The organism is Streptomyces sp. CB02923 (assembly GCF_001905005.1).
Lineage (GTDB): Bacteria > Actinomycetota > Actinomycetes > Streptomycetales > Streptomycetaceae > Streptomyces.
In genome coordinates this window covers 1-22,916 of the sequence record NZ_LWKZ01000023.1, presented here as the reverse complement: position 1 = coordinate 22,916, position 22,916 = coordinate 1, and the positions used below count along the sequence as shown (strand labels likewise).

Here is a 22,916-nt window from a genome sequence, read left to right as displayed (position 1 = left end):
GCCCCGGCCCGCCGCGACGTGCGCGACGGGCCGGTGTGACACACGGGTCGGCGGGCCGGCGACCGGGCCGATTCTCCGTACGCGAGTGCTCCATACGAACTCTCTGTACGAGACGCGCCCCGGCGGCGTGGAGTTGCCTCGGCCCGGATGATTTTGCGTGCGCTCCGCGGTCGAGGGCGCTCAGCGCCCTACGCGGCGGGGTTGTTCGGACGCAGCGTCCACACGATGGTCATCTCGCCGGTGACCGCGCCGTCCTCCCGGGTGATGGAGACGTTCACCGGGAACTCCGGCCGCTCCCCCGCGTCCAGCTCGGCGACGATCTCGGCGACCGGGCGGCCGATCTCGGCGGTGGCGGTGACCGGGCCCATGGCCAGCTTCTTGTAGCCGATCTCGGCCCGTACGGCGAGCGGCACGGCCCGCGAGAGCTGGTCGCCGAAGGCCGCGAGCACGATTGCGCCGCTGGCCGACTCGGCGAGTGTGAACATCGCGCCGGCGTGCGGTCCGCCGACGTGGTTGTGGTAATCCGCCTGGTCGGGCAGCCGGACCACGGCCCGCGCGGGGGTGGTCTCGGTGAATTCGAGGTTGAGCGTACGGGCCATCGGCACGGTGGCCGCCATCATTTCGCCGATCGACGGCTTGGTCTCGGAGGACATGGCGGCATGTTACCTATGAGTAGCTTCCCGGGGGAAGACCCGCCCGGCCTTCCGGCCCGTACACCCGGACGCTTATCGTGGTGGCTCATGTGGCCAGGTCAGCAGCCGCCCGGAGGCGAGCAGAACCCGTATCCCGCGCGGCACGCGGTCCCGTGGCGCACCCCGGTGCGGCCGTGCTGACCGGCCGCGCGGACGACCGCGACGGCATACGCGGCCCCCGCCGCCCGGCCTGGGCCGGGCGCAACTACACCCTGCTGACCTCCGCCGCCGTGGTCGCCAACCTCGGCAGCGCCGGCTCACTGATCGCGGCGGCGTTCGCGGTGCTCGGCGCGGGCGGGTCGGCCACCGACGTCGGCCTGGTCGCCACGGCCCGCACGGTCCCGCTCGTCGTCTTCCTGCTGATCGGCGGCGCGGTCGCCGACCGGCTGCCGCGCCACCGCGTCATGGTCGCCGCGAACGCGCTCAGCTGCGTCTCGCAGGGCGCCTTCGCCGTCCTCGTGCTGACCGGGGAGGCACGGCTGTGGCAGATGGCGGTGCTGGCCGCCCTCGGCGGCACCGGCCAGGCGTTCTTCGCGCCGGCCTCCGAGGGGATGGTGCTGTCCAGCGTCTCCGGTGAGCACTCGAACCGGGCCTTCGCCTTCTTCCGGATGAGCATGAACGGCGCGAACATCGGCGGCGCCGCGCTCGGCGGCGCCCTGGTCGCCGCCGTCGGACCCGGCTGGGTCCTGGCCGTCGACGCCGCCGCCTTCGCCGTCGCGGGCGCGCTGCGCGCCTTCCTCGACGTCAGCCACATCCCCGGGCGCGTGCCCACGGCCGGCCTCCTCAAGGACCTGCGCGACGGCTGGCACGAGGTGGTCTCCCGGCCCTGGCTGTGGGCCGTGGTCGGACAGTTCGCGGTCGTCAACGCCGTGGTGGTGGCGGCCGAGGCGGTGTACGGGCCGATGGTCGCCGAGGAGCACCTGGGCGGCCCCCGGCCGTGGGGCCTGGCGCTGGCCGCCTTCGGCGCGGGCACGGTCGGCGGCGCGCTGCTCATGATGCGGATCAAGCCGCGCCGGATCCTGCTCACCGGCATCCTGTGCGTCTTCCCGCTCGCCCTGCCCTCGGCGGCACTCGCCGTGCCGGTGCCGGTCACCGTCCTGGTGCTGGTCATGTTCGGTACGGGCATCGCCATCGAGGTGTTCGGCGTCCTGTGGATGACGGCGCTGCACCAGGAGATACCGGAGGAGAAGTTCTCCCGGGTCTCGTCGTACGACTGGTTCGGCTCGCTGGCGATCACTCCGATGGCCACCGCGCTGGCCGGGCCCGTCCAGGACCTCATCGGACGGCCCGCCGCGCTGTGGGGCTGCTCCGCGCTGATCGCGCTGCTGACGGCCGCCGTCCTGTGCGTACGGGACGTACGGCGGCTGGCGCGCAGGCCCTCCCCCGTCCCCGCGTCCTCCGGCGCACCGGCTCCGGGCCCGAAAGGTTCGGTCACGGAAGGCCCGCCCTCGGAAGGCCCGGTCCTGCAAGGCTCGGAGTAGCCACCCGCCGGTTCAGCCGATGCTGAAGGCCCCGTCCGGCGGGCGGGGTGACGGTACGGCCTGCGCATCGCGCACGGGCACGGCGTCGCCGATCAGCCGCCGGAGCGCGGCCCCGTGCTCGACCCGCGCGGGGAACACGTCGGCGGCGGCGCGCCGGGCCAGCTGGGTGAGGGGCAGTTCCGCGCGGGACGCGACCAGCACGATGTTGCCGAAACGGCGGCCGCGCAGTACCGCGGGTTCGGCGATCACACAGAGGTGGCCGAACACGGTGGCGAGGTTCGCGAGCTGGGCCCGCAGGAAGCCGAAGGGCGCGCTGTCGGCGAGGTTCGCCGCGTAGATGCCGTGCGGGCGCAGGACGCGGGCGGCGGCCCGCGCGTACTCGACCGAGGCCAGGTGCGCGGGCACCCGCGAGCCGCCGAAGACGTCCGCCACGATCACGTCCGCGCTGTGCTCCGGCGCCGCTTCCAGAGCCGCACGGGCGTCCTCGGCCCGCACCGCTATGCCGCAGTCCGCGGGCAGCGGCAGCTGCTCGGCGACCAACGCGAGCAGCCCCCGGTCGGCCTCGACGACGTCCTGGCGGGAACCGGGGCGGGTCACGGCGAGGTAGCGCGGCAGGGTCAGCGCCCCGCCGCCGAGGTGCAGCACGTCGAGCGGCTCGGCGGGGTCGGCGGCCGTGTCCAGAACGGCCGCGAGCCGTCGGGCGTACTCGAATTCCAGGTCGGTCGGCGCGTCGAGATCGACGTACGACTGCGGGGCGCCGTCCACGGTCAGCAGCCAGGCGCGCGGACGGTCCACGTCGGGCATCAGCTTGGCGATACCGCAGTCGACGGTGCGGGTGATGGGGACGGGGTCGGGCGCCGGATCGGGTACGGCCTCCGGTACAGGTACGGACTGCCGTACGGGTACGGGCTCCGATACAGGTACGGGCTCCGGCACGGGCACGGACTGCGGCACGGGTACGGGTACGGGCTGCGCCGGTGCTGCCGCCGGGGCCGGGGCGCGTGGGGCGATCACGCCGGGGGCCGGCTCGGCCGCCCCGCCCTCGACCGGCGTACCCGGTATCTGCTCGGCTGCTTCGTCCACCGTCCTATTGTGCCGGTCCGCAGCCGCCCGGCGCCCCTCCCGGACCGGCCGCACACCGGCCCGCGCCCGCCCCTCCCTCTCCTCCTACTTCCTCCCGCTTCCTCCCCACCCGTCTCTCCCGTCTCTCCCGTCTCACTCCCCCCACACCGACGCGACCTCCTTCAGGTGCGCCGCTGCCTGACGGCGTCCGGCGCGGGCCGCGTCGGCGCGTTTCGCCGGGTCCAGGACGTTGCGGCCGAAGGCGGCGCGGGCCGCGCGGTCCGGGACCAGGACGCACACCCGGGCGCCGCGCCGCGCCAGGGCCGCCCCCTGCGACCGTGCGGTGGCGACGGGCCCGCCGCCGGACGCTATCGGCGCCAGGACGACGACCCGGCCGTACCCGGCGGCGAGGTCCGCGTTGGCGCTGGAGTGCACGCCCCCGTCGATCCACCACCTCCCGCCGATGCGCACCGGCGGCCACACGCCGGGGACCGCACAGCTCGCGCTCACCGCGTCGACCAGCTCCACCCCGCTCGTGTCGTCGAAGGCCGTCCGCTGCCCGGTCGCCGCGTTCACCGCGGTGATCATCAGCCGTCGCGCCGGCCAGTCGTGGCTGACCAGGCGCCGCGCGATGGCGTCGCGGCGGCCGGGGCCCGTGGCCGCGCGGGCGCCCAGCGCGAGGCGCCCCATCCGGACGCCGAAGTCCACGGCGTCACGCGAACGCAGCGCCAGGTACGCGAACCGGGCCAGCTCCCGCGCCCCCATACGCGCCGCGGTCTCCCCCGTCACCGGGGCCAGCTGACGCGCGAACAGGTCGTCCGGCGTCAGCCGCCCGGACGTGAGCTGGGCACCCACGAGCGAACCGGCCGAGGTCCCGATGACCACATCGGCCGTCGCCAGGCCGACACCGGCCTCGACGAGTCCGGCGAGCATCCCGATCTCCCAGCCGACACCCGTGTAGCCCCCGCCGCCCAGTACCAGCGCCGTCCCCGTCATCGCGGTCCCCGTCATCGCGGTCCCCTCTCCGGTTTCCCGTCCAGAAACACGCGTGCGCACCGACGCCGCGCACGGCAGCCACGTACGGCAGTGTGGCAGCCCGTACCGCCCCGTACCCGATACGCCGGACACCGGACGGTACGGAACGGTGCGGGCCGACGGGCCGGAGCGGCACGGGCCGGAGCGGACTCGGTACACCCGTCACCCGACCCCACCCCGACCCGCCCGCCCCGCCCGCCCAGCCTCGTCCCCGTCTCCCCCCGGGCCCCCGGCCTACACCTCGACCACCGTGCGGACCATGCCGGCCCCCACCGTCCTGCCGCCCTCGCGGATGGCGAAGCCGAGCCCGGCCTCCAGCGGGACGTCACGTCCCAGCTCGACGGTCATCGTCACCGTCTCGCCGGGCCGGGCGATGCCGCGCTCGCCGAGGTCGACGTCGCCGACCACGTCCGCCGTACGGATGTAGAACTGCGGGCGGTAGCCGGTGGAGAGCGGGGTGCGGCGACCGCCCTCCTCCGTGGACAGGACGTACACCTCGGCGGTGAAGCGGCGCCGCGGCGTCACGCTGCCGGGCGCCGCGACCACGTGCCCCCGGCGCACCTCGTCACGGTGCAGGCCGCGCAGGAGCAGCGCGACGCTGTCCCCGGCCTCGGCCGACTCCATCGGCTTGCCGAACGTCTCGACCCCGGTCACGGTCGTCTCCGTGTCGGCACCCAGCACCGCCACCCGGTCGCCGACGCGCACCGTGCCGCGCTCGACGGCGCCGGTGACGACCGTGCCGCGCCCGGTGATGGTCAGGACGTTCTCCACCGGCAGCAGGAACGGCGCGTCGCGATACCGCTCCGGCGTCGGTACGTAGGTGTCCACCGCGTCGAGCAGCGCCTCGATGGCCTGGCTCCAGCGCGGGTCGCCCTCCAGGGCGCGCAGCCCCGAAACCCGTACGACGGGTACGTGGTCCCCGTCGTAACCGTGCGCCGTCAGCAGTTCGCGGACCTCCAGCTCCACCAGGTCGGTCAGCTCGGGGTCGCCCGCGTCCGCCTTGTTCAGCGCGACGACGATGTACCGGACGCCGACCTGCTTGGCGAGCAGGACGTGCTCGGAGGTCTGCGGCATGATCCCGTCGAGCGCGGACACGACGAGGATCGCGCCGTCGAGCTGCGCCGCGCCGGTGACCATGTTCTTGATGAAGTCGGCGTGGCCCGGCATGTCGACGTGGGCGTAGTGCCGGGTGCCGGTCTCGTACTCGACGTGCGAGATGTTGATGGTGATGCCGCGCGCGGCCTCCTCCGGGGCCCGGTCGATGCGGTCGAAGGGCACGAAGGTGCCGCTGCCCCGCTCGCTGAGCACCTTGGTGATCGCGGCGGTCAGGGTGGTCTTGCCGTGGTCGACGTGGCCCATGGTGCCGATGTTCAGGTGCGGCTTGGTCCGCACGTATGCCGTCTTGGGCATGGCTGTTCTTCCTCGCGACAAAGCGGTGAGTACGGCGGCGAGACGTGCCGCCGTGGGAACCCCTGAGCCCCACCGACCCTCCCCCTGCGGGGTTCGCCGGTCGATCCGGAGAGGGTCAGCTTCGCGCGCCGTCGGTCGCGGGGACGGCGGTGCCTGCCGCGGCTGCGGCTGCGGGGGCGGTGCCTGCTGCGACGGTGTCGGTGGCGGCGCCGGGGAACGGCACCGCGTCGGCCTCGGCCCCGATCGCGGCGATCAGGGCCGCGAGGGAGTCGACGACAGCCTTCGGCGCGTCCGCGACTGCGGACGTGAGCGCGAGGTGCGGCTGCCGGAACATGTGCCAAGGATCTCGCGCGGTACGCAGCACGTCGAACGATTTATCAGCGGGGCCGAGTTGCCCCGCGAACCGCCCTACCCCGCCGCCCCACCTGCATCTCTGCCCTCATTTCTCCCCCCAGCCCACTTCACCCCCCGGCGATCACGCATACACCTGCTCGCCACGCTGGTCGGTTACGCTCCCGAGATGCTCGAACCCGCCGCAACGCCCGACGGCCTCGCCGCGCGCTGCACGCGTGTCCTCTTCTCCCCCTGGGCCCGCTTCGCCGTCCTCCTCGTCCTGCTCGCCGCCGCCGCGACCGCGATGCTCGTCTGGCAGCCACAGCGGCTGCTGGCCCATGGCTGGCCGCCCGAGTGGGCCGGCGGCGGCGCCGTGGTGATCTTCGGACTGGCGTACGGGCTGTGCACCACCGCCTTCGTCCCCCGACCGGTCCTGAACCTCGCCGCCGGCGCCGTCTTCGGCAGTCTGGCCGGCTTTCTGTCCTCCCTGGCGGGCACCGTCCTCGGCGCGGGCCTGGCCTTCGGGCTCGGCCGGCTGCTGGGGCAGGACGCCCTGCGGCCCTTCCTGCGCGCCCGCTGGCTGACCGCCGCCGACCGGCAGCTCAGCGAGCACGGCTTCCGCTCCATGATGGCGATCCGCCTCTTCCCCGGTCTGCCGTTCTGCGCCACCAACTACTGCGCCGCGGTCTCCCGCATGGGCTGGGGGGCGTATCTGCTGGCCACCACCCTGGGCAGCGTGCCCAACACCGCCGCATACGTCATCGCCGGCGCCCGCGCCTCGACGCCCGCCTCGCCCGCCTTCCTCATCTCCACGGCCTTCATCGTGATCTCCGGTCTGGCCGCGGTGATCGTTGCCTGGTGCAAGCGTGCGTCACTTCGGGGGCGTTGACCGGCAGGCGTCCGGAAAGAGCCGTTTGACCACTCGGCCACCTCCGGGCGCTACGCTGCCCTCGACCGGTCTCTGATTCCTCCGACTGCCCGTACGCACTGCCGCCCCTTCCGCCTTCGTGTCGCCTGACCCGCGTCTCTGCTGGGTAAGCGCTTGATCACCCTCTGGATAGCGTAGCTACGATGCACTGGTTTGAATCCTTCATCCTCGGCCTGGTCCAAGGGTTGACCGAGTTCCTGCCCATCTCCTCCAGCGCCCATCTGCGCCTGACCGCGGCGTTCGCGGGCTGGCAGGACCCCGGCGCCGCCTTCACCGCGATCACGCAGATCGGCACCGAGGCCGCCGTACTGATCTACTTCCGCAAGGACATCGCGCGGATCATCTCGACCTGGGCACGCTCCCTCGTCAACCGCGACCTGCGGCACGACCACGACGCCCAGATGGGGTGGCTGGTCATCGTCGGCTCCATCCCGATCGGCGTCCTGGGCATCACCCTCAAGGACGCCATCGAGGGCCCCTTCCGCGACCTCCGTCTGATCGCGACCACCCTCATCGTCATGGGTGTCGTCCTGGGCATCGCGGACCGCCTGGCCGCCCGCGACGAGTCCGGCGGCCGCCACCGCGCCGTCAAACAGCGCAAGACCCTCACCGACCTGAACGTCAAGGACGGCCTGATCTACGGCGTCTGCCAGGCCATGGCCCTGATCCCCGGCGTCTCCCGCTCCGGCGCCACCATCAGCGGCGGCCTCCTGATGGGCTACACCCGCGAGTCGGCGGCCCGCTACTCCTTCCTCCTCGCCATCCCCGCCGTACTGGCCTCCGGCGTCTACGAACTCAAGGACGCCTTCGGCAGCGACGCCACCGCGACCCACGTCTCCTGGGGACCGACCATCTTCGCCACGGTCATCGCCTTCGTCGTCGGCTACGCCGTCATCGCCTGGTTCATGAAGTTCATCACCACCAAGAGCTTCATGCCGTTCGTCATCTACCGGATTGTGCTGGGTGTCGCACTGTTCGCCCTGGTCAGCGCAGGCGTCCTGAGCCCGCACGCGGGGGAATCGGCGGGGTGAGGGGGCCATTCCGGGCCTCGTACGAGAGGCAGTGGCCAAGATTGGGGGCGAAATGGCCGTCGGACGCCGCGGCGGCGGAGTCCGACGGCCGGTTCACCACATCTTCCTGACACTCCTGGATACCTACAAGGTGAGACCGCGGGCCGCAGTGAGAATGCCGACCACGCGAGGGAAGTCCTTGAGCTGCTTGAGGAGCGAGTCCAGCGCGGGGATCAGGCATCGCGGCGGGACATCGCGGGCTGCCAGGATGCCCGCGGTCCACGTGATGAACGTGGTGAACAGGTCGACGTCGTCGACGTAGAGAGCGGTGGCGAGGAAGCTGACGATGAAGTCGATGTCCTCGATGGTGCGCTCCCGCTGGTACTGGCTGTACCGGTGCGTTGCGGGAAAGTCGTCCTCGACGTCGACGAAGGTTTGCTTGACCAACTGCAGACTGGTTCGGCGGAGCATGGTGTACTCCTGGTCGCTCAGGTGCGGCAGGTCCGTCTCCGCCAAACGGGCCGCGTGTTCACGGGGCCGCGGCAGGTCCCGGCCGAGCAGGGCGGCCGCGTCGGTCGCGTCCTCGGCCCACTCGGCCTGCATCAGCCGTGCGTAGCGGCCCTGTGGGCCGAACGCGGCGCCTCCGGCGAGTACCGGAACGCCGGCCCCCCTGCACGAGGTGATCGCGTTGTGGGCGCCGGGCAGAAGAAACGGGATGGACGAGGACAGCAGCACCGCCTGTGCACGCGTGCGGCACACGTGGTCGACCAGATGCCTGGTGGGGACCTGTGCCCCGAGATAGTCGACGCGCCAGCCCCGCAGCCGCAGCACTTCGCTGAGCAGCCGTGCGGGCAGGGCGTGCCACTCACCGGTCACACACGCCACCGTGACCCTGCCCGCATACGTACCGGAAGGGGCGGGAGCGGTGGCGTCGGCAACAGCCGCGATACACCGCTCGCTGATGGCCGTGGCAGCGTGTTCCTGCGCCACCGTGATGTCATTGGCCGCCCAGGCCAGGCCCACGCGCTCCTGAGTCGGTGCGATCAGTTCGAGCAGGACCCGTTCTCCCGCACCTCGTATCCGGTCAGCAGCCGTACGGCCCACGGTATGTGCCTGCGCGGGCTCCGCCGCGTCGAGCGCCCGACGCGCGACGGCGACAGCGCGCGTCTCGTCGCACTCGCCGAGCGCCTCCCACAGTTGATCACGTAGTTCGGCGAGGCTGCCAGCCTCGTCATCACCGGTCACGCGGTTCACCTTCTCCGAGCGGGATCGCTCACGGTTGTCGAACGGTTGTCATGGGGCGGAGCCGATCGCCAGAACGGCCATGTCGTCGTGCCGGCCTTCCCCCACCCACTGGGCGACGATCATCTGCACGCGTTCGGTGACTGCTTCGGTCGGCATCCCGGCGCACTGGGCCAGCACGGTGCGCAGCCTGTCTTCACTGAACATCGCATCGCCCAGTGGCCCACCACGCGCTTCGGTGATCCCGTCGGTGTACAGCAGACAGATCTCGCCGGGTCCCAGAGCGACCTCGGCGGTCTTGAACTCAAGGTCGACGAAGGCGCCGACCAGCGTGCCGATCGTCTGGGTCTCTTCGACCTGGCCGATGGTGCGCACGACGAGCGGCGCGGGATGGCCCGCGCTCGTGATGCGCAGCCGTACCTCTGCGTGGTGGCGCACCACGGTGACCAGGACCATGGTCACGAAGGGCGTCTGTTGGTAGGCGAGCAGCGCACGGTTGAGGAGAGTCAGTACCCGTGTGTGGTCGGCGGCGAACGGCACCAGCGCCCGCAGTATGGTGCGCACCTTGCCGGCCGTGACCGCGGCTTCCACTCCCTTGCCGCACACGTCACCGAGCACCGCGACCGTCTCGGCCTCCGGTGTGTCAGCGGGATACAGGTCATAGAAGTCGCCGCCGATGCGTTCGTCCATCGCCGCGGCGCGGTAGCGGCCGGAGAAGGAAACACCGTGCACCCGGCCGAGTTCGGGCGGCAACAGATCACGCATCAGCACGTCGGCGACCTGAGCCTGGTGGACCTGGCTGCGGGCGATGGACAGGGCGACACCCGCACGTGCGGCGAAGAGCTGGGCGAAGGACTCTTCAGCAGCGGTGAACGGAGCCTCCTGGCGGTGGCGCAGCAGAATGAGGCATCCGGCCGGCACACCATGTCCCGGCAACGGCACCACGGCAACCGAACCGATCTCGCAGACACCATCCGCGAAAGCCTCGGGCAGTGCCCAGGCCGGCACCTCGTGGGGATCTATCCAGCAGGAGGACACCGCAGGCAGCCCCTGCAGCGCCTCCGCCAGGCCCGGAAGCTGCCCGGGGTCCAGGGCGATCCGCTCCTGTGCCGTCGGCCCTTCGGTGGTGCACCGCGTCACGGGGAAGCAGTGTCCGTCGCCCTTGCCGACGAGGACCGCCGTGTGCGCCAGATGCCGGGCCGCCCACCGCACGATCACAGCCGCGCAGTCCTCGACATTCAGCGCAGTCGGCAACTCCGAGGCGAGCTCCTGCAGCAGAGCGGCTCGCGCCCGCTCCCACGGCACGCCCGCCGGGGCACCACCGTCACCGACCAACCACCACGTCACCGTGCCGTCCACCCCCGGCCCGGCAAGCGCCTTCACACGCTGTCCGCCGATCCGGCCACCGACCCACGCCGACGACTTCTGCCGCGTACCGCCGACATGCTTCCGGTGGGCCTCGACCAGCCAGGTGGGCGCGAAGTCCTCCAGCAGTGCGCCCACGCCTACCTGCGCCAACAGAGCTACGGCCGACTCGTTGTGCGACAGCACGATGCCGGCCGCGTCCACGGTCATCACCGGATACGGGTCACAGCGCTGCGCAACAGGTCCTACACCGCGAGAGCTCTTCTGCTCGGGTAAGGAGACCATGGACCGGGAATCCACTGACGCGGATCCCCACCCTCCATTCACTCGTAGGTAAGCAACCCCCCACGCTACCGACGGCATATAACTACCGCCTGTGCTTTGCCATACCTCCGACATCCTCCCCTCGACTGCTGAATAATCCGCCCAGCTCGGTAACACCACCCCCTCGCATCCAGCAAGCCATCGCCAAAGGACGTGCCGTCAGTTGCAGGTGCCCGGCAGCGGCCGGCAAGGACTACGAGGCGGGTACCGGCGTCGATGACGATCCGCGTCCTCCCAGCTCAGCGCACTCCCTCCAGAGGAACCGCGCCCAGCTCCCGTACCTGCCGGGAGGATCAGCGAGGCGAATCCACCAAGCCTCTTCCTTGGCAACCGCATTGGCGGGGGACAACCCGGGTGGCATGATCACACTCCAAGGGCGAATTACTGTTCGACGAATTGTTGTGTGACTTCGGCGGAGCCGTACACCTGTGGTATCCCACGCGATGAACGCGTTGAACCGGACGCGAGAATTGGCGTCGGCACACTGGCCAACGCGGCATTCGCCGGCGTGAGCACGGAGGGGTACACGCGGTAGGAGAAGGGCCACATCGGCGGCGTGTCCGCAGACGTCCTCGACGCGGTCGCTCGTGCCCTGCGAATGGACGACGAACGCACCTACCTGTTCGACCTGGCCCGGTCATCGCGGCACGCGAGTCGCACGCCGTCGCGTCGCAGGGACGTCGAAGTCCCGCCCCGGATCCAGTGGCTGCTCGACTCCATGACGATGTCCTCGGCATTCGTACGCAACGGCCGCGCGGACGTCGTCGTCGGCAACCCCCTGGCCCGAGCCCTGCTCGCGCCGATGTTCGCCAGCGCCACCATCGACAAGCGCGGCCGCCCCAACATCGCCCGCTACCTCTTCCTCGACCTCGGTGCGCATGACTTCTTCGTCGACTGGGGCGCCGTTGGCGTCGCCACCGCCGCCCTGCCGCGCGCCGAGGTCGGGCGCGAGCCCCGTGACCGGGCACTGCGCGAACTCGTCGGCGAGTTGTCCACCCGTAGCCCGGAGTTCCGCAGCCAATGGGCCGCGCACGACGTCCTGATGCGCCACGACGGCGTCAAACGGCTCCAGCACCCCGACGTCGGCCACCTGGAACTGACCGTCCAGTCCCTCGACCTGCCCCTGCCGGGCCGAGCCGTGCACGACCTGATCACCTACACCGCCGAACCCGGCACCGGATCCGAGGACCGGCTCGAACTCCTCGCCATCTGGGCAGCTACGCAGTCTCGGGCGGCACGGCCCACCCGCCTTTCTCCTCAGCCCGGACCGCTCTGATCCATCGCGGTTCGCCCGGCCTGGAAGCCGGAGTGCGAACTCGACCGGCCGCGCGAAACTCCCGTACCCGTTGATCATTGACTATCTTCTCGCACGGGACGCGCGGGGCCATGTCGGTAGATCTCGGTGCTTCTGGGGCAGTGGAGCCCTGGCATCCGAGGATGCGCACTTCAGCGCTCTCGGGGAGACCGATGAAAGGTTCCTCACAGCCCTTGGGGCGGATTGGGTGACCGCTTCTCCCATTCCTCTCCCATCCCCCCCATTCGATCTCGCGGAGTGGATGAAAGCGCAGGTCAGGGAGGCGAAGGGGGTACTCGTAGCTTTCATTTCATCACGACGAAGAGCTTCATGTCGTTCGTCATCTATCGGATCCTGCTGGGCGTGGCGCTGTTCGCGCTGGTCAGCGCGGGGGTACTGAGTCCGCATGCGAGGGAACGGATGCCGCAGGCCCGCGGAAAGCAGGAGGACGTCTTCCGTCGTAGGCTGAACCTCCATGGGTGAGGAACGGGAGGCTGAGGTGGCCGAGACCGCGTTGGCCGAGGTGATGGCCGAGCTGGCCGGGCTTGAGGACCCGAAGACACGCGCCGTGAACGCGAAACACGGTGACGATCATGCCGTGAATCTCAGCAAGCTGCGCGCGCTCGCGAAGCGGCTGAAGACGCAGCAGGAACTCGCGTATCAGCTGTGGGAGACGGGTGACTCCGCGGCCAGGCTGCTGGCCACCCTCATCTGCCGCCCGAAGGCGTTCGAGCGCGACGAGCTGGACGTCATGGTGCGCCAGGCGCACACGCCCAAGGTCCACGACTGGCTCGTGAACTACGTGGTGAAAAAGAACCCGCACGCGGAAGAGCTTCGCCTGGCCTGGTCCACCGACCCGGACCCAGTGGTCGCGAGTGCCGGCTGGGCGCTGACCACCGAACGTGTGGCCAAGAAATCCGAGGGCCTCGACCTCGCCGGGCTGCTCGACGTGATCGAGGCGGAGATGAAGGACGCCCCCGCTCGCCTGCAGTGGGCGATGAACCACTGCCTGGCGCAGATCGGGATCGCGCACGCCGAGCACCGCGCGCGTGCCATCGACATCGGCGAGCGCCTTGCGGTGCTCAAGGACTATCCGACGCCCCCGGGCTGCACGTCCCCGTTCGCGCCCGTCTGGATCACTGAGATGGTGCGTCGGCAGCACGGTAAGTAGGAAGGTTCGCGAGGCAGGAACGTTCGCGAAGTGGGGAGGGTCGCGCTCACGCTCGTGCCGTAATCCCCCAGAACGCGGCGTCTGAGCGGACGACAACTGCCCAGCCATGAACTGACTGTGGCGATGCGTCAGCCAAGCACCGGCCTCTGAAGTGACGAAGGTCGGATGTCCGGTGCGTTCACCTTTACGGGTGGAGTGCCGCCCTCGCGGCATTGGGGAAGGTTGTCGATGGGCAAAAGCCGGGCACTGGCGGCGAATTGGGTGGCCCGGGTGCCGGTCCTCCGGAAGGGCGCATGCGGTGGGCATGAAGGAAATGCGCCGGTTCCGGCGTGATCCGCTGGGGTACATCGAAGACTGCGCACGCCGGAGTCCGGCAGAGGTGTTCCGACTTCCGTGGGGCGCCTGGTGCGTGAGAGATACCGACCTGGCGCTCACGGTGCTGCGCGACCCGGTCTTCCACAGCGGCATGTCCACATTCTTCGGGGACATGCTGCCGTCGCGGTCCGCCCAGATCACCCTCGGCCGCGCCGTACGGAACCTGATGCGGGCGCACCTTCCCGCCTACCGTCAGTGTGTGGCCGAGGCAGCGGCGGAGCTGGGCCCGGTCAGCCGGTGGCCCGAAGCGGGGCCGCTGCTGGTGTACCGGTGTACGGAGGACGTACTGCTGCACCCCGGTGCCCCGCCGGCCCTGCGGCGGCAGACGGCACAGGCAGTGGCGGCCGGACTGACCGCCCGTCAGCCGTACGTGCGGCAGCGGGCGCGGGCGGAAATGCTGCGTCCCAAGCTGCTGGCCGCGATCACCGATCATGTGCGTAGCCGCCGGGCGGAGGGCCCCGGAAGGGGCGAGCCGCAGGATGTGCTGGACGCCGTGATCGGAGCCTGTCCCGAGGAGCTCACCGACCGGACCGTGGCAAACCTGTACGTGCTGCTGTTCCAGTCGATCGTGGGCAACATCGGCTATGCGGTGGCGTGGGCGCTCCTGCTGTCCTGTCTTCACCACCCGCCCGGCCCGCCATGGCCGTGGCCCGCCGAATGGCTGGTGCGCGAGGCCGCACGCCACCGTCCGTTCGTCTGGATGGTCGGCCGGCCTCTCCCCCACCCCGTCGAATTCGGCGGGCGGCCGTTCGCAGCGGGCACGATCCTGTCGGTCAGTCCCTACCTGCTGCACCACGACACACACCGCTGGGACCGTCCCGAGATGTTCCGGCCCGAACGCTGGGACGCGCCAGATGGGCAAGGCCCCTACATCCCCTTCAGCGCCGGTCCTTTCACCTGTGCCGGAGCGGCCGTCGCACACAGCCTGACCACCGAGGCGGTCACCGCTCTGGCGCAGGACGCCCACCTGACCGTCAGCGGCGGCGATGCCCGGCCCCTGGTGTCCGGTTCTGTCCTCCCTCGCCCCTTCACCCTGCGCCGCGTCACCCTGCGCCACGCACTCAAGGCCCCCCGCCAAGCCCGCGCTTACGAAGGGAGGTGAATGACGTGATCGCTGCTATCCGACGCATCATCTGGAACAAGCCCGCCAGCTACTGGGAGCCGGATGTGTGGCTCTAGGGTCCGCGTTCGAACGGACCTTGCCGCGAGAGCTGTAAGCGGCCTGGGCATGCTGCTGCACCTGCGCAGCAGCATGCCCGGAACACAGACCGTGCGAAGACGTCACGCAAGGCCCGTTTCACATCGGTGGAGTCGCTACCACCGCATGGACAGCTCGGAGAAGCCGGCCCCAAGACGTCCGCCCAGCACTTCGAGTTCCTCCACGCGCAGATCGAGTCTCAGCGCGGGCAGCCGGGTGAAGAGCAGCTGGTACATCGTCCGCAGTTCCAGCCGGGCCAGCGGGGCGCCGATGCAGTGCCACATGCCGTGGCCGAAGGTCATGTGCGTGTTGGGCGAGCGGCTGATGTCGAAGCGCTCCGGCTCGTCGAAGGCCCGCCCGTCGAAGTTGGGAAGGGTGAAGTCGAGCAGGACGAGCTCACCCGCCTTGATGGTCACGTCGCCGATCTCGACGTCGGCGTTGGCGTACCTGGGCAGCACCGAACCACCGGCCTTGGCCGACCGCAGGATCTCCTCGACGGCACTGATCATGACGCGTGGATCTCCCAGCGCGGCCTGTCGCGCCTCGGGGTTGGTCGCGAGCAGCACCACACCGAGGTCGATATGGCTCGCGACGGCGTCCAGCCCGGCGAACAGCAGCATCGCGGCCAGGGCGCCGACACGCTCGGAAGGGACCCCGCCCGCGGACAGCCGGGACATCACGTCGTCGCCGGGGGCGGCCTGCTTACGGGCCGCCAGGTCTTCCAGGTAGGCGTAGAAGTTCCGCGTGCGGCCCACGGCCTGCGGATCGTCCACCCCGGCCAGGCCGGAGAGCAGTTCCTCCAGGTGCTCCCGCTCGTCCGCCGGCACGCCGAGGAGTTCGCAGAGCACCGATCGGGAGAACGGGCGGGACAGTTGCTCGTGCAGGTCGGCAGGCTGTCCCTGGGCGATGAATCGTTCCAGCACCTGCTCTGCGATGGCCTCCACCTTGGGCTGCAGGTCGCGGACACGCTTGGCCGATAAGTTCGGCGTGAGGAGCCCGCGGGTCTCGATGTGCAGCTTGTGCGCGCTGGCGGGGTCGTCGTCGGTGATGAGGATGTCCAGGAACGGGTTCCGGACGTAACGGGGCGCGTTCGCCGGATCGGGGTGGGCCCGACCGAGCCGCTCGTCCAGCAGCAAGGCTTTGAGCTCGGCATAGCGGGTCACCAGCCATGCCTCGTCGCCGGCCGGAGTCTTGACCCGGCACAGCGGACTTCTTTCCTGCAGATCGCGTAGCAGCGGACTCATACGCAGTACCGCAGGCGGTTCGGTGGTGAGCTCGGGAAGCTCGTAGGACGTGGTCACGTCATTCCTTCCAACGGTGACGGATGAGGGGCACAGGCGCACGCGAGGGGACATGGCCCCTGCGGTCGGCAGGCTCCCCCTCACTCCCGATCGCCCGCGCCGTTCGTGCCGCGTGCTCCCCGGCGAGGGAACCGGTCGCCTGTCCCGACGGCGCGCGCTCACCCACCGGCGCCGGGAGGCCCACTGTGGTCAGGAAGTTGACGCCGGACGGCTGAAGTCCTGGTCACCGAAGGGTGCGTCCGGTGTGGCTTGTCTCAGCACACCGGCGCCCTCGGCCCGTACCAGGCCCACGAGAAGCCGCATCCGTCGTCCCTCCTGCCTCCTCCAAGCTCTTGAGCAGGTCGATCGCCCACGCCTTGAATGCCCCTGTGCGGCGGCCGGTCCTGACCGAACCGCACAAATACCGACGCTAACCGACCGGCCAGGCGACAAAAAACCTCATACATCAACCCTAGGGAGAACATTAGGGGTTGAGATTTCATGCATGAAATGAACGCCGGGGGTGGGGCCGACTCAAGAGGTTTTCTTTACGTTCCCCTGTCGAGCCGGACCTTCGTCACCTCTTGACAGGGGCACCCATTCGCCTTGGCAGAGACGTCCTGTGGCGTAGCGATTCGACTGTTCTGTACGGGAGTTGCCGAAATGGCGGTGACGAGGAAGCGCTCAGGCCGGCTTCCGTCCACATGGCCAGACCATCGCCTGTGCCGCGAATGCGCCTCGGTCCACTCAAACCACACGGATCACTCTGATTACCTGGATCGCTCTGATCACTCGATGAACGGGCGGAACGCGATTGTTACCGACAACCCATCCCTAGGCGGCATTTGACGTCACATACATCCCGAGGCCGCCACGAAAGTGACCGCGACCAGCACCGCACCGCTTCGGGTCGGGCTAGTGGAACTTGATCGACGTGATGGTGTCGTCCCAGCCCGTGGGGAACACCCGGGCGCGGTTGCCCGGGTCGAGGGTCATCTCGGCGCCCTTGTGCAACTGGCCCTTGTAGAGCGTGACCACGCGCCCGCTCCTGTTGACGTAGGAGCTGGCTTTGTTGTCGAACTCGTAGTTGCTCAGACTGTTGACGTTGCGATTCGTCAGCATGACGGCATGGGTGGCGCGGGAGTTGTGGTTCACGTCCTTGTAGAGGCACAGCTTTCCGGACTCGCAGGCATTGATCCCGTACCCCACCGTGACGTACGCGCCCGGGGCGGCGAGGGCCGGTCCTGCCCCCAACACGCTCACTGCCAGAGCGGCAACGGCACTGCCAAGGACCCACCACGCAGGCGGCTTTCTCATCTCTTCTCCCCATTTCCGACTGCTCCGCAGCCCCTTTGAGCGCGTTCTCGGGTCGGTTCTCGATCGAGTGGGTTCTTGAGACAGTTCTCGTCGAGAGCAAGTCCGCGAGTCAGTACGCCCGTTCTCCCCCCTCCTTCACCGTGGCAGCCTTACGGGTGAGGGGGAATGCACGGCAGGTAACTTCACTCGTTGGTGTACGCAAGGAAAGCGTCACGTTTCGCCTTGCCCGAAGGGCAATGGGTCCGAATTTCCGGCGCGGAGACGAACGCCGATCGTGCTGTGGTGGATCGGCTGCATCACCCGAGCAGGCGGGTGGGGCGTTCCGGCAGGCCCTCGGCGAGGGCGGTCGGCAGCAGGCCCAGCGGCGGGGAGCCCAGGGCGAGGACAGCGCTGTGGAAGCGCAAGGGAGAGTAGGCGTCGCCCCAGCGTCGCCGGGCTTCGTCCCGCAGGTCGCGCAGGGCCAGCTTGCCCCAGGTGTAGCGGCCGTAGGTGGGGTCGAAGGTGGCCCGCTCGGCCTCCGCGCGGGCGGCCCGGCCCGACAGGTAGGTGTCCGCCTCGAAGCGCCGGGCGGCCTCCGGTACGTCCATGGCTCCGGTGTGCACACCGATCGCGCAGGCGAGCCGGGTCACCCTGATCAGTGCTTCCATGCAGACGCCGATGGCGAAGCGGGGGTCGGCCGCCCGGAAACCCTCCTCCACCATCAGCTCTTCCCCGTAATGGGCCCAGCCCTCCATGAAGGTGAGGGACTGCAGGATCCGTCGGACAGGGCTGCCGGCCCTGCGCAGGCAGCGGGCGTGCGCGAAGTGTCCGGGCACCACCTCGTGTGCCGTGACGGCGGGAAGCATGGCCGGGCTGAAGACGGTCAGCCACTCCGCGGCGTCCTCGTCCTTCCAGCCGGGCCCCGGCAAGGTGATGTGGTACCAGGACGGGGCGTCGGGCTCCCCGGGCGCGGCGAAGCTCATCATGGCCCAGGTGTCCTGTCGCGACGGCGGCGTGGGGCCGACGAGCACCTCGCCGTCGAGGTGCGGGAGGAGCGCCCGGCCGCGGGTGAAGGCCATCAGTTCGTCGGTGACGGCTCGCGCCCGGTCCAGTACGGCGTCGGCCGGCGGGTGTTCTCGTACGAGATCGCGTACGAGGTCGTGCGGGCGACGGCCGGGAGCCAGCCGGTGGCACGCCTCACGCAGCAGTGCGCGCAGCCGTTCCGCCTCCTGGTCGGCACGGTCGGCCAGCCGGGGGACGCTGACTTTGAGCCCTTCGGGGGCGCCCATGAGCAGGGCGAGGTCCCGCTCGCCGAGGGCGGAGCGCGGGTCGCCGTGGTCGGCTGCGTGTTTCAGGCAGGCCATCAGACGCCCGTGTGCGCTGCGGGCGCGTACGGCGATGTCGGTGCCGGCCAGTTCGGGCGGGATGACGGCGGTGAGGCTGTCGGCCGTGTCGAGCACGGCGCGGGCCGTGGGGGCGTCGACCTGGTCGAGTGCGCGGACGGACGCGTCGATCGCGTCGGGCCAGTTGGCGAGGTGGGCGCGCTTGGCGCGGTCCCGGTCGGCGGCCGGTGCGTACTCCCGGTCGTAACAGCAGACGTCGAGGTTGAGCAGGTGGGGCAGCGGGTTGCGGCGGTGCATCTCCAGGTCGCCGTAGACCGTGCGCAGGGCCGCCTCGAAGATGTGGAGGTGCGCGGCGTCGTGAGAGTCGGGCGATCCGGGAGAGTTGAGTGATTCGGGAGAGTCGGGCGATCCCGGAAAGTCAGGTGATTCGGGAGAGTTGGGTGATCCCGGAGAGTCGGGCGGGGCGAGGGAGGGGGGCGGTTCGCGGGGGCCGGGGGCGGGGCCGCCGAGCCCCGCGAGTCCGGAGCGGATGCCGTCCGGGGAGAGGTCCTGTACGTGGCCGTCGTATTCGTGCAGACCGGCTTGTTCACGCACCAGCTCGACCATCAGATCACACACCGCGCGCAACCGAGCATCCATGGCCGCATATTCCTTTCGGATATCCCTTACGGGTGCCCCTTATGGATATTCCTTACGGGTGTTCCTTACCGGATGTCCCGCAGGACTCCGCTCCCGACTCCCGCGAACGCGAGATCGATCCAGCCGGACCGTCTCGGACCATCCCGGACCATCCCGGACCATCACCGACGCCCATCGGCGATCACGGACGTTCACGGGCGATCGGGGACGCTCAATGAATGGCCGTACCGGAGAGCAGTTCCCCCTCCTTGCGGGCCACTTCCAACAGAATTTCGATCATGGGTTCCGCTGCGGGCGCGTGCCGCCCCTCCGGAAGTGCAATGTACACACGACGTGGCGGAAATTTTCCCGCCAGGGAATGCAGGGCGATTTTTCCACTGCTGCGGACCGCGAGCAACCCCGGCACAAGTGTGACACCGGCCGACATTTCCACCAACCGGCTGACGGCGCTCCAGTCCCCGACCTGGAAATGGATATGCGGCGCGAACCCCAGCGCACTCTCGAATTCCGGCTGCGGGCCGAGGCAGTCCGGATGGGCGCCCTCGATCCACGTTTCCTCCGCCAGGTCGTGCAGCTCACCCCGGGAGAACCCGCCGCGGCCGGCCCGGCGGTCACGGGCGACGGCGATGAACAACTCGTCCTCCAGCAGCGGCAGGACGTCCAGCCCGCAGGCCTGTTCACCGGTGAGGTCCCAGCCGGTGACCAGCGCGATGTCGATCAGCCCGGACCGCAGATCCGCGGCGTGGTGGCGCGTGGTCCAGCCGGACAGCGAGAGCCCCACCTGCGGATAGCGTTCGGCGAAGTGGGCCAGCGACTGCGGCAGCAGATACGCGTTGACGCCGGCGAAGCCGCCCACCCGCAGCCGCCCGCCGCGCAGCCCGCTCATCGCCCGCAGCTCCTGTTGGACGGCGACGACCTGGGACAGGATGCCGCGGGCCCGGTCGGCCAGCAGCATGCCCGCGTCGGTCAGCCGGACACCACGGCCCAGCCGCTGTACGAGCTGCGCGCCCACCTCGTGCTCCAGCGCCTCGATCTGCCGCGAGACGGCCGGCTGACTGAAGGACAGCGCCCTGGCCGCGGCCGACATCGACCCCCGGTCGGCTATCTCGACGAGCACCCGCAGACGATGAAGGTCACGCATGCCCGGAAGGTATAGCAGCCATCCGGAACCCGCAATTATGGTCTTGCGCCGGATTCGGCAATCTCGACGAGTACACGTAAACGATGAAGGTCACGCATGCCGGGAAGGTATAGCAGCCATGCGAAACCTGCAATTGTGCTTTTTCGCCGGATCCGGAAATCTGAAGACGGCTGCCCTGCTGGGCAGTCAGCCGGAAGCAGAGGAAGGGGATATTCCATGAGTGTCACACCCCGAAAATCATCTGAGCGGGGTGCCGCAGATTTGGCGGCACCCTGCAGGCAGTACTCCTGGACTCCAGAAGTCCACGACTTGTACGGCGATCCGGAATCCATCCTGCGCAAGGTGGACGCGCTCAACATGGAGCTCGCCGAGCGTCGCATCTTCGTCCTCCTCACCGAAAGCGAAGGCAACGCCCAGCTCCGTTTCTTCGAGCAGGTGGAAGGCAAGAAGTACGCGGTTTCCGCGTGGACCGGTGAGTCTCTCGACGGGGCCGGCGGAGCGATCGGCGACACCATCCTGAAGAACAAGGGAATCAATTGCGTCGGCGAGCAGGTACGCGGCCTGCTGGCCAAGTTCCCCATGGTCTCGCCCACCACGGTGCCGGCGCCGGCCAACGCCCGGGCGGCGTTCGCCCACACCGTCCGCGCCCACGGTGAAGGCACCTTCATGCGTGCCACGTTCGCCCTTCTGTGCTGACACCAGCGGAACAGCACCGATCCGGCCGTCCCGACCAGCGCGGGGACGGCCGGGTCTTCGCGCGTCTGTGGGCCGCGACGGCATCGGCGAACCTCGGCGACGGTCTGGTGCTGGCCCTGATCCCGTTGCTCGCCGTACAGCTGACGGCATCCTCGGGCCTGGTCGCGGGGGCGAAGCTGGCGCACACACTGCCCTGGGCGGTTGCTCCGCTGGTGGTCGGTCTGCTCGTCGACAGCATGGACCGGCGCCATCTGATCATCTTCTTCGACCTGTTCCGCGCGGCGGTACTGGCCGCCCTCCTGGCCGCCCTCCTGCTCGACGCCACCGCCCTGTTCGTTCTCTACGCCCTCTATCTGGTCGCATGCTGTCTCGCGGTCGGCGAGGCCGTCGCCGACATCGCCACGACGGCACTCGTCCCGTCGGTGGTGCCACGCCACCGGCTGGAGTGGGCGAACTCCTGGATCCGGGGTACGGAGTCGGTACTGAACGAGTTCGTGGGGCTGCCGCTGGGCGGGCTGCTGGTCGCCATCGGCCCGGCATGGGCGGTCGGCGGCGCCGGCGGGCTCTATGCCGTCGCGGCCGGCGCCATGCTGATGCTGCACGGGAAGTACCGGCCGGTGGCCCAGGACGCGTCACCTGACGGGGACGCGGTCGAGCCCGGCGTACGAAGCGGCGAAGGTGCGGGGCAGCACGGCGACGACGGGCTCGACGGGCGCAGGCGGCACCTGCTCACCGCGGGCTTGAGAATCCTGTGGCGCAACCGGCCGTTGCGCACGCTGACGCTCATGAGCACGGTCATGGCGGGCTGCTGGAGCGCCTGGCTCGCCGTACTGGTCGTGTACACCGTCAAGGGCCCGGTCGGCCTGTCCCCGGTCGGCTACGGACTGCTGCTGACGACGCTGGGCGCCGGTGCCGTGATCGGCGCCGCGCTGGCCCCGCGCCTTGCCCGCACGGTGGGCGTCCGCTGGATCCTGGTCACGGACGTGGTGGCCGGCGTCGTCATGCTGGGCGCCCCTGCCGCGAGCGCCGACGTCACGGTGATCGCGTTCGCCACGTTCCTCGGAGGGGTGGGCAGCGGGCTGTGGAACGTGGTGGTCATCTCGCTGCGCCAACGCCTGATCCCCCAGGGCCGGCTGGGCCGGATCAGCGGCGCCATCCGGTGCCTCGGCTGGGGCGGTATGCCGCTGGGGGCCGCGCTGGCCGCCGGGCTCGCCGAACTGACCGGCCCGCGCCCGGTATTCACGCTGGCCGCCGTGCTCACCGCACTCACCCTGATCCCCCTGCTCCGCATCCTGAACGCACCGGCCCTGGACGCTCCGGCACAGGAGACGTCCACGGCCGCCGGGAAGCACTGAGGCGTCCCGGCCGGTGCTGTCGGGGCGGGGCGAGCGGTCCCACTGATGCCGGCGGGCCTGCGAATGGCCTCACTGGATGCCGGGCCTTCGGGGCGTTTCACTGGTGCTGGACCGGCGGGCAGTAGCCGGTCTTCTCACCGATCGTGTTGATTTCCGCGTTCGACCTCGGGTCCCCCGCGTAATTCACCCGGTTCGTGCAGCTCTTGCCGGAATCCTTGCCCGCATCCGCCGACGCACCGGCCTTCT

General features: G+C 70.0%; 20 protein-coding genes. 9 read left to right on the top strand and 11 right to left on the bottom strand.

Annotated elements, in window-relative coordinates:
* Positions 1-188: 188 nt before the first annotated feature.
* Positions 189-653, bottom strand: a complete 465-nt coding sequence (locus A6A06_RS18750) for a DUF4442 domain-containing protein (protein WP_073762455.1) — start codon at positions 651-653, stop codon at positions 189-191.
* Positions 654-826: 173 nt separating this feature from the next.
* Between A6A06_RS18750 and A6A06_RS18745 the strand changes: the two genes are divergently transcribed.
* Positions 827-2,173 carry an MFS transporter gene (locus tag A6A06_RS18745; RefSeq protein ID WP_073762454.1) on the top strand — a complete coding sequence of 449 codons (1,347 nt, stop codon included), beginning with the start codon at positions 827-829 and terminating at the stop codon, positions 2,171-2,173.
* Between the two features lie 12 nt (positions 2,174-2,185).
* Here the strand turns inward: A6A06_RS18745 and A6A06_RS18740 are convergent, their stop codons facing one another.
* The 4 genes from A6A06_RS18740 to A6A06_RS18725 form a co-directional block, all read right to left on the bottom strand.
* A complete protein-coding gene (locus tag A6A06_RS18740; RefSeq protein WP_199931084.1) occupies positions 2,186-2,977 on the bottom strand; it encodes a spermidine synthase in 792 nt (263 codons plus the stop codon).
* Between the two features lie 411 nt (positions 2,978-3,388).
* Positions 3,389-4,231, bottom strand: coding sequence for a patatin-like phospholipase family protein (locus A6A06_RS18735; protein ID WP_079194256.1), 843 nt, complete (start codon positions 4,229-4,231; stop codon positions 3,389-3,391).
* A gap of 273 nt (positions 4,232-4,504) precedes the next feature.
* Positions 4,505-5,680, bottom strand: a complete 1,176-nt coding sequence (gene tuf, locus A6A06_RS18730; RefSeq protein WP_073762452.1) for an elongation factor Tu — start codon at positions 5,678-5,680, stop codon at positions 4,505-4,507.
* A 115-nt stretch (positions 5,681-5,795) separates the two neighbouring features.
* Positions 5,796-6,014: a hypothetical protein gene (locus tag A6A06_RS18725; protein WP_073762451.1), complete on the bottom strand. Its 219-nt coding sequence runs from the start codon at positions 6,012-6,014 to the stop codon at positions 5,796-5,798.
* A gap of 186 nt (positions 6,015-6,200) precedes the next feature.
* Between A6A06_RS18725 and A6A06_RS18720 the strand changes: the two genes are divergently transcribed.
* Complete coding sequence (locus A6A06_RS18720; RefSeq protein ID WP_073762450.1) at positions 6,201-6,902, top strand: TVP38/TMEM64 family protein; 702 nt, start codon at positions 6,201-6,203, stop codon at positions 6,900-6,902.
* Positions 6,903-7,084: 182 nt separating this feature from the next.
* On the top strand, positions 7,085-7,972 hold the full coding sequence (locus tag A6A06_RS18715) for an undecaprenyl-diphosphate phosphatase (RefSeq protein WP_073762449.1): 888 nt from the start codon (positions 7,085-7,087) through the stop codon (positions 7,970-7,972).
* A 123-nt stretch (positions 7,973-8,095) separates the two neighbouring features.
* Here the strand turns inward: A6A06_RS18715 and A6A06_RS18710 are convergent, their stop codons facing one another.
* Positions 8,096-9,205 carry a cobalamin B12-binding domain-containing protein gene (locus A6A06_RS18710; protein WP_443333759.1) on the bottom strand — a complete coding sequence of 370 codons (1,110 nt, stop codon included), beginning with the start codon at positions 9,203-9,205 and terminating at the stop codon, positions 8,096-8,098.
* Positions 9,206-9,244: 39 nt separating this feature from the next.
* A complete protein-coding gene (locus tag A6A06_RS18705) occupies positions 9,245-10,768 on the bottom strand; it encodes a PP2C family protein-serine/threonine phosphatase (protein ID WP_242440818.1) in 1,524 nt (507 codons plus the stop codon).
* Positions 10,769-11,438: 670 nt separating this feature from the next.
* Here A6A06_RS18705 and A6A06_RS18700 point away from each other — a divergent pair.
* From A6A06_RS18700 to A6A06_RS18690, 4 genes are all read left to right on the top strand, one after another.
* On the top strand, positions 11,439-12,158 hold the full coding sequence (locus A6A06_RS18700; RefSeq protein ID WP_242440817.1) for an MmyB family transcriptional regulator: 720 nt from the start codon (positions 11,439-11,441) through the stop codon (positions 12,156-12,158).
* A gap of 348 nt (positions 12,159-12,506) precedes the next feature.
* Positions 12,507-12,659 carry a hypothetical protein gene (locus tag A6A06_RS41795; RefSeq protein ID WP_199930987.1) on the top strand — a complete coding sequence of 51 codons (153 nt, stop codon included), beginning with the start codon at positions 12,507-12,509 and terminating at the stop codon, positions 12,657-12,659.
* Positions 12,652-13,347, top strand: a complete 696-nt coding sequence (locus A6A06_RS18695; protein WP_073762446.1) for a DNA alkylation repair protein — start codon at positions 12,652-12,654, stop codon at positions 13,345-13,347. The genes A6A06_RS41795 and A6A06_RS18695 overlap by 8 nt, the downstream gene beginning before the upstream one ends.
* Positions 13,348-13,756: 409 nt before the next feature.
* Positions 13,757-14,824 carry a cytochrome P450 gene (locus tag A6A06_RS18690; RefSeq protein WP_242440816.1) on the top strand — a complete coding sequence of 356 codons (1,068 nt, stop codon included), beginning with the start codon at positions 13,757-13,759 and terminating at the stop codon, positions 14,822-14,824.
* A 212-nt stretch (positions 14,825-15,036) separates the two neighbouring features.
* On the opposite strand, the gene A6A06_RS18685 is transcribed toward A6A06_RS18690, so the two are convergent.
* From A6A06_RS18685 to A6A06_RS18670, 4 genes are all read right to left on the bottom strand, one after another.
* Positions 15,037-16,221 (bottom strand): cytochrome P450, encoded by a 1,185-nt coding sequence (locus tag A6A06_RS18685; RefSeq protein WP_073762445.1) that lies wholly within the window; start codon positions 16,219-16,221, stop codon positions 15,037-15,039.
* A gap of 894 nt (positions 16,222-17,115) precedes the next feature.
* The gene (locus A6A06_RS18680) at positions 17,116-17,463 is read right to left on the bottom strand and encodes a peptidase inhibitor family I36 protein (protein ID WP_199930986.1); all 348 of its coding nucleotides are present in this window, start codon (positions 17,461-17,463) and stop codon (positions 17,116-17,118) included.
* A 350-nt stretch (positions 17,464-17,813) separates the two neighbouring features.
* A complete protein-coding gene (locus A6A06_RS18675; protein WP_242440815.1) occupies positions 17,814-19,478 on the bottom strand; it encodes a DUF885 family protein in 1,665 nt (554 codons plus the stop codon).
* Positions 19,479-19,689: 211 nt separating this feature from the next.
* Positions 19,690-20,619, bottom strand: coding sequence for a LysR family transcriptional regulator (locus A6A06_RS18670; protein ID WP_073762442.1), 930 nt, complete (start codon positions 20,617-20,619; stop codon positions 19,690-19,692).
* A gap of 309 nt (positions 20,620-20,928) precedes the next feature.
* On the opposite strand from A6A06_RS18670, the gene A6A06_RS18665 reads away from it, so the two are divergent.
* Both A6A06_RS18665 and A6A06_RS18660 read left to right on the top strand, forming a co-directional pair.
* Entirely contained in the window at positions 20,929-21,315 is a 387-nt protein-coding gene (locus A6A06_RS18665) for a hypothetical protein (protein ID WP_073762441.1), read from the top strand.
* Positions 21,309-22,670, top strand: coding sequence for an MFS transporter (locus tag A6A06_RS18660; RefSeq protein WP_073762440.1), 1,362 nt, complete (start codon positions 21,309-21,311; stop codon positions 22,668-22,670). The genes A6A06_RS18665 and A6A06_RS18660 overlap by 7 nt, the downstream gene beginning before the upstream one ends.
* Positions 22,671-22,916 lie beyond the last annotated feature (246 nt).

Excerpts from the sequence above, each read along its gene's own strand:
- A6A06_RS18740 (WP_199931084.1), bottom strand. The coding sequence starts at position 2,977 with ATGCCCGACGTGGACCGTCCGCGCGCCTGGCTGCTGACCGTGGACGGC.
- A6A06_RS18735 (WP_079194256.1), bottom strand. The coding sequence starts at position 4,231 with ATGACGGGGACGGCGCTGGTACTGGGCGGCGGGGGCTACACGGGTGTC.
- A6A06_RS18670 (WP_073762442.1), bottom strand. The coding sequence starts at position 20,619 with ATGCGTGACCTTCATCGTCTGCGGGTGCTCGTCGAGATAGCCGACCGG.
- A6A06_RS18725 (WP_073762451.1), bottom strand. The coding sequence starts at position 6,014 with ATGTTCCGGCAGCCGCACCTCGCGCTCACGTCCGCAGTCGCGGACGCG.
- A6A06_RS41795 (WP_199930987.1), top strand. The coding sequence starts at position 12,507 with ATGTCGTTCGTCATCTATCGGATCCTGCTGGGCGTGGCGCTGTTCGCG.
- A6A06_RS18675 (WP_242440815.1), bottom strand. The coding sequence starts at position 19,478 with ATGGATGCTCGGTTGCGCGCGGTGTGTGATCTGATGGTCGAGCTGGTG.
- A6A06_RS18695 (WP_073762446.1), top strand. The coding sequence starts at position 12,652 with ATGGGTGAGGAACGGGAGGCTGAGGTGGCCGAGACCGCGTTGGCCGAG.
- A6A06_RS18720 (WP_073762450.1), top strand. The coding sequence starts at position 6,201 with ATGCTCGAACCCGCCGCAACGCCCGACGGCCTCGCCGCGCGCTGCACG.
- tuf (WP_073762452.1), bottom strand. The coding sequence starts at position 5,680 with ATGCCCAAGACGGCATACGTGCGGACCAAGCCGCACCTGAACATCGGC.
- A6A06_RS18750 (WP_073762455.1), bottom strand. The coding sequence starts at position 653 with ATGTCCTCCGAGACCAAGCCGTCGATCGGCGAAATGATGGCGGCCACC.
- A6A06_RS18715 (WP_073762449.1), top strand. The coding sequence starts at position 7,085 with ATGCACTGGTTTGAATCCTTCATCCTCGGCCTGGTCCAAGGGTTGACC.
- A6A06_RS18705 (WP_242440818.1), bottom strand. The coding sequence starts at position 10,768 with ATGACCGTGGACGCGGCCGGCATCGTGCTGTCGCACAACGAGTCGGCC.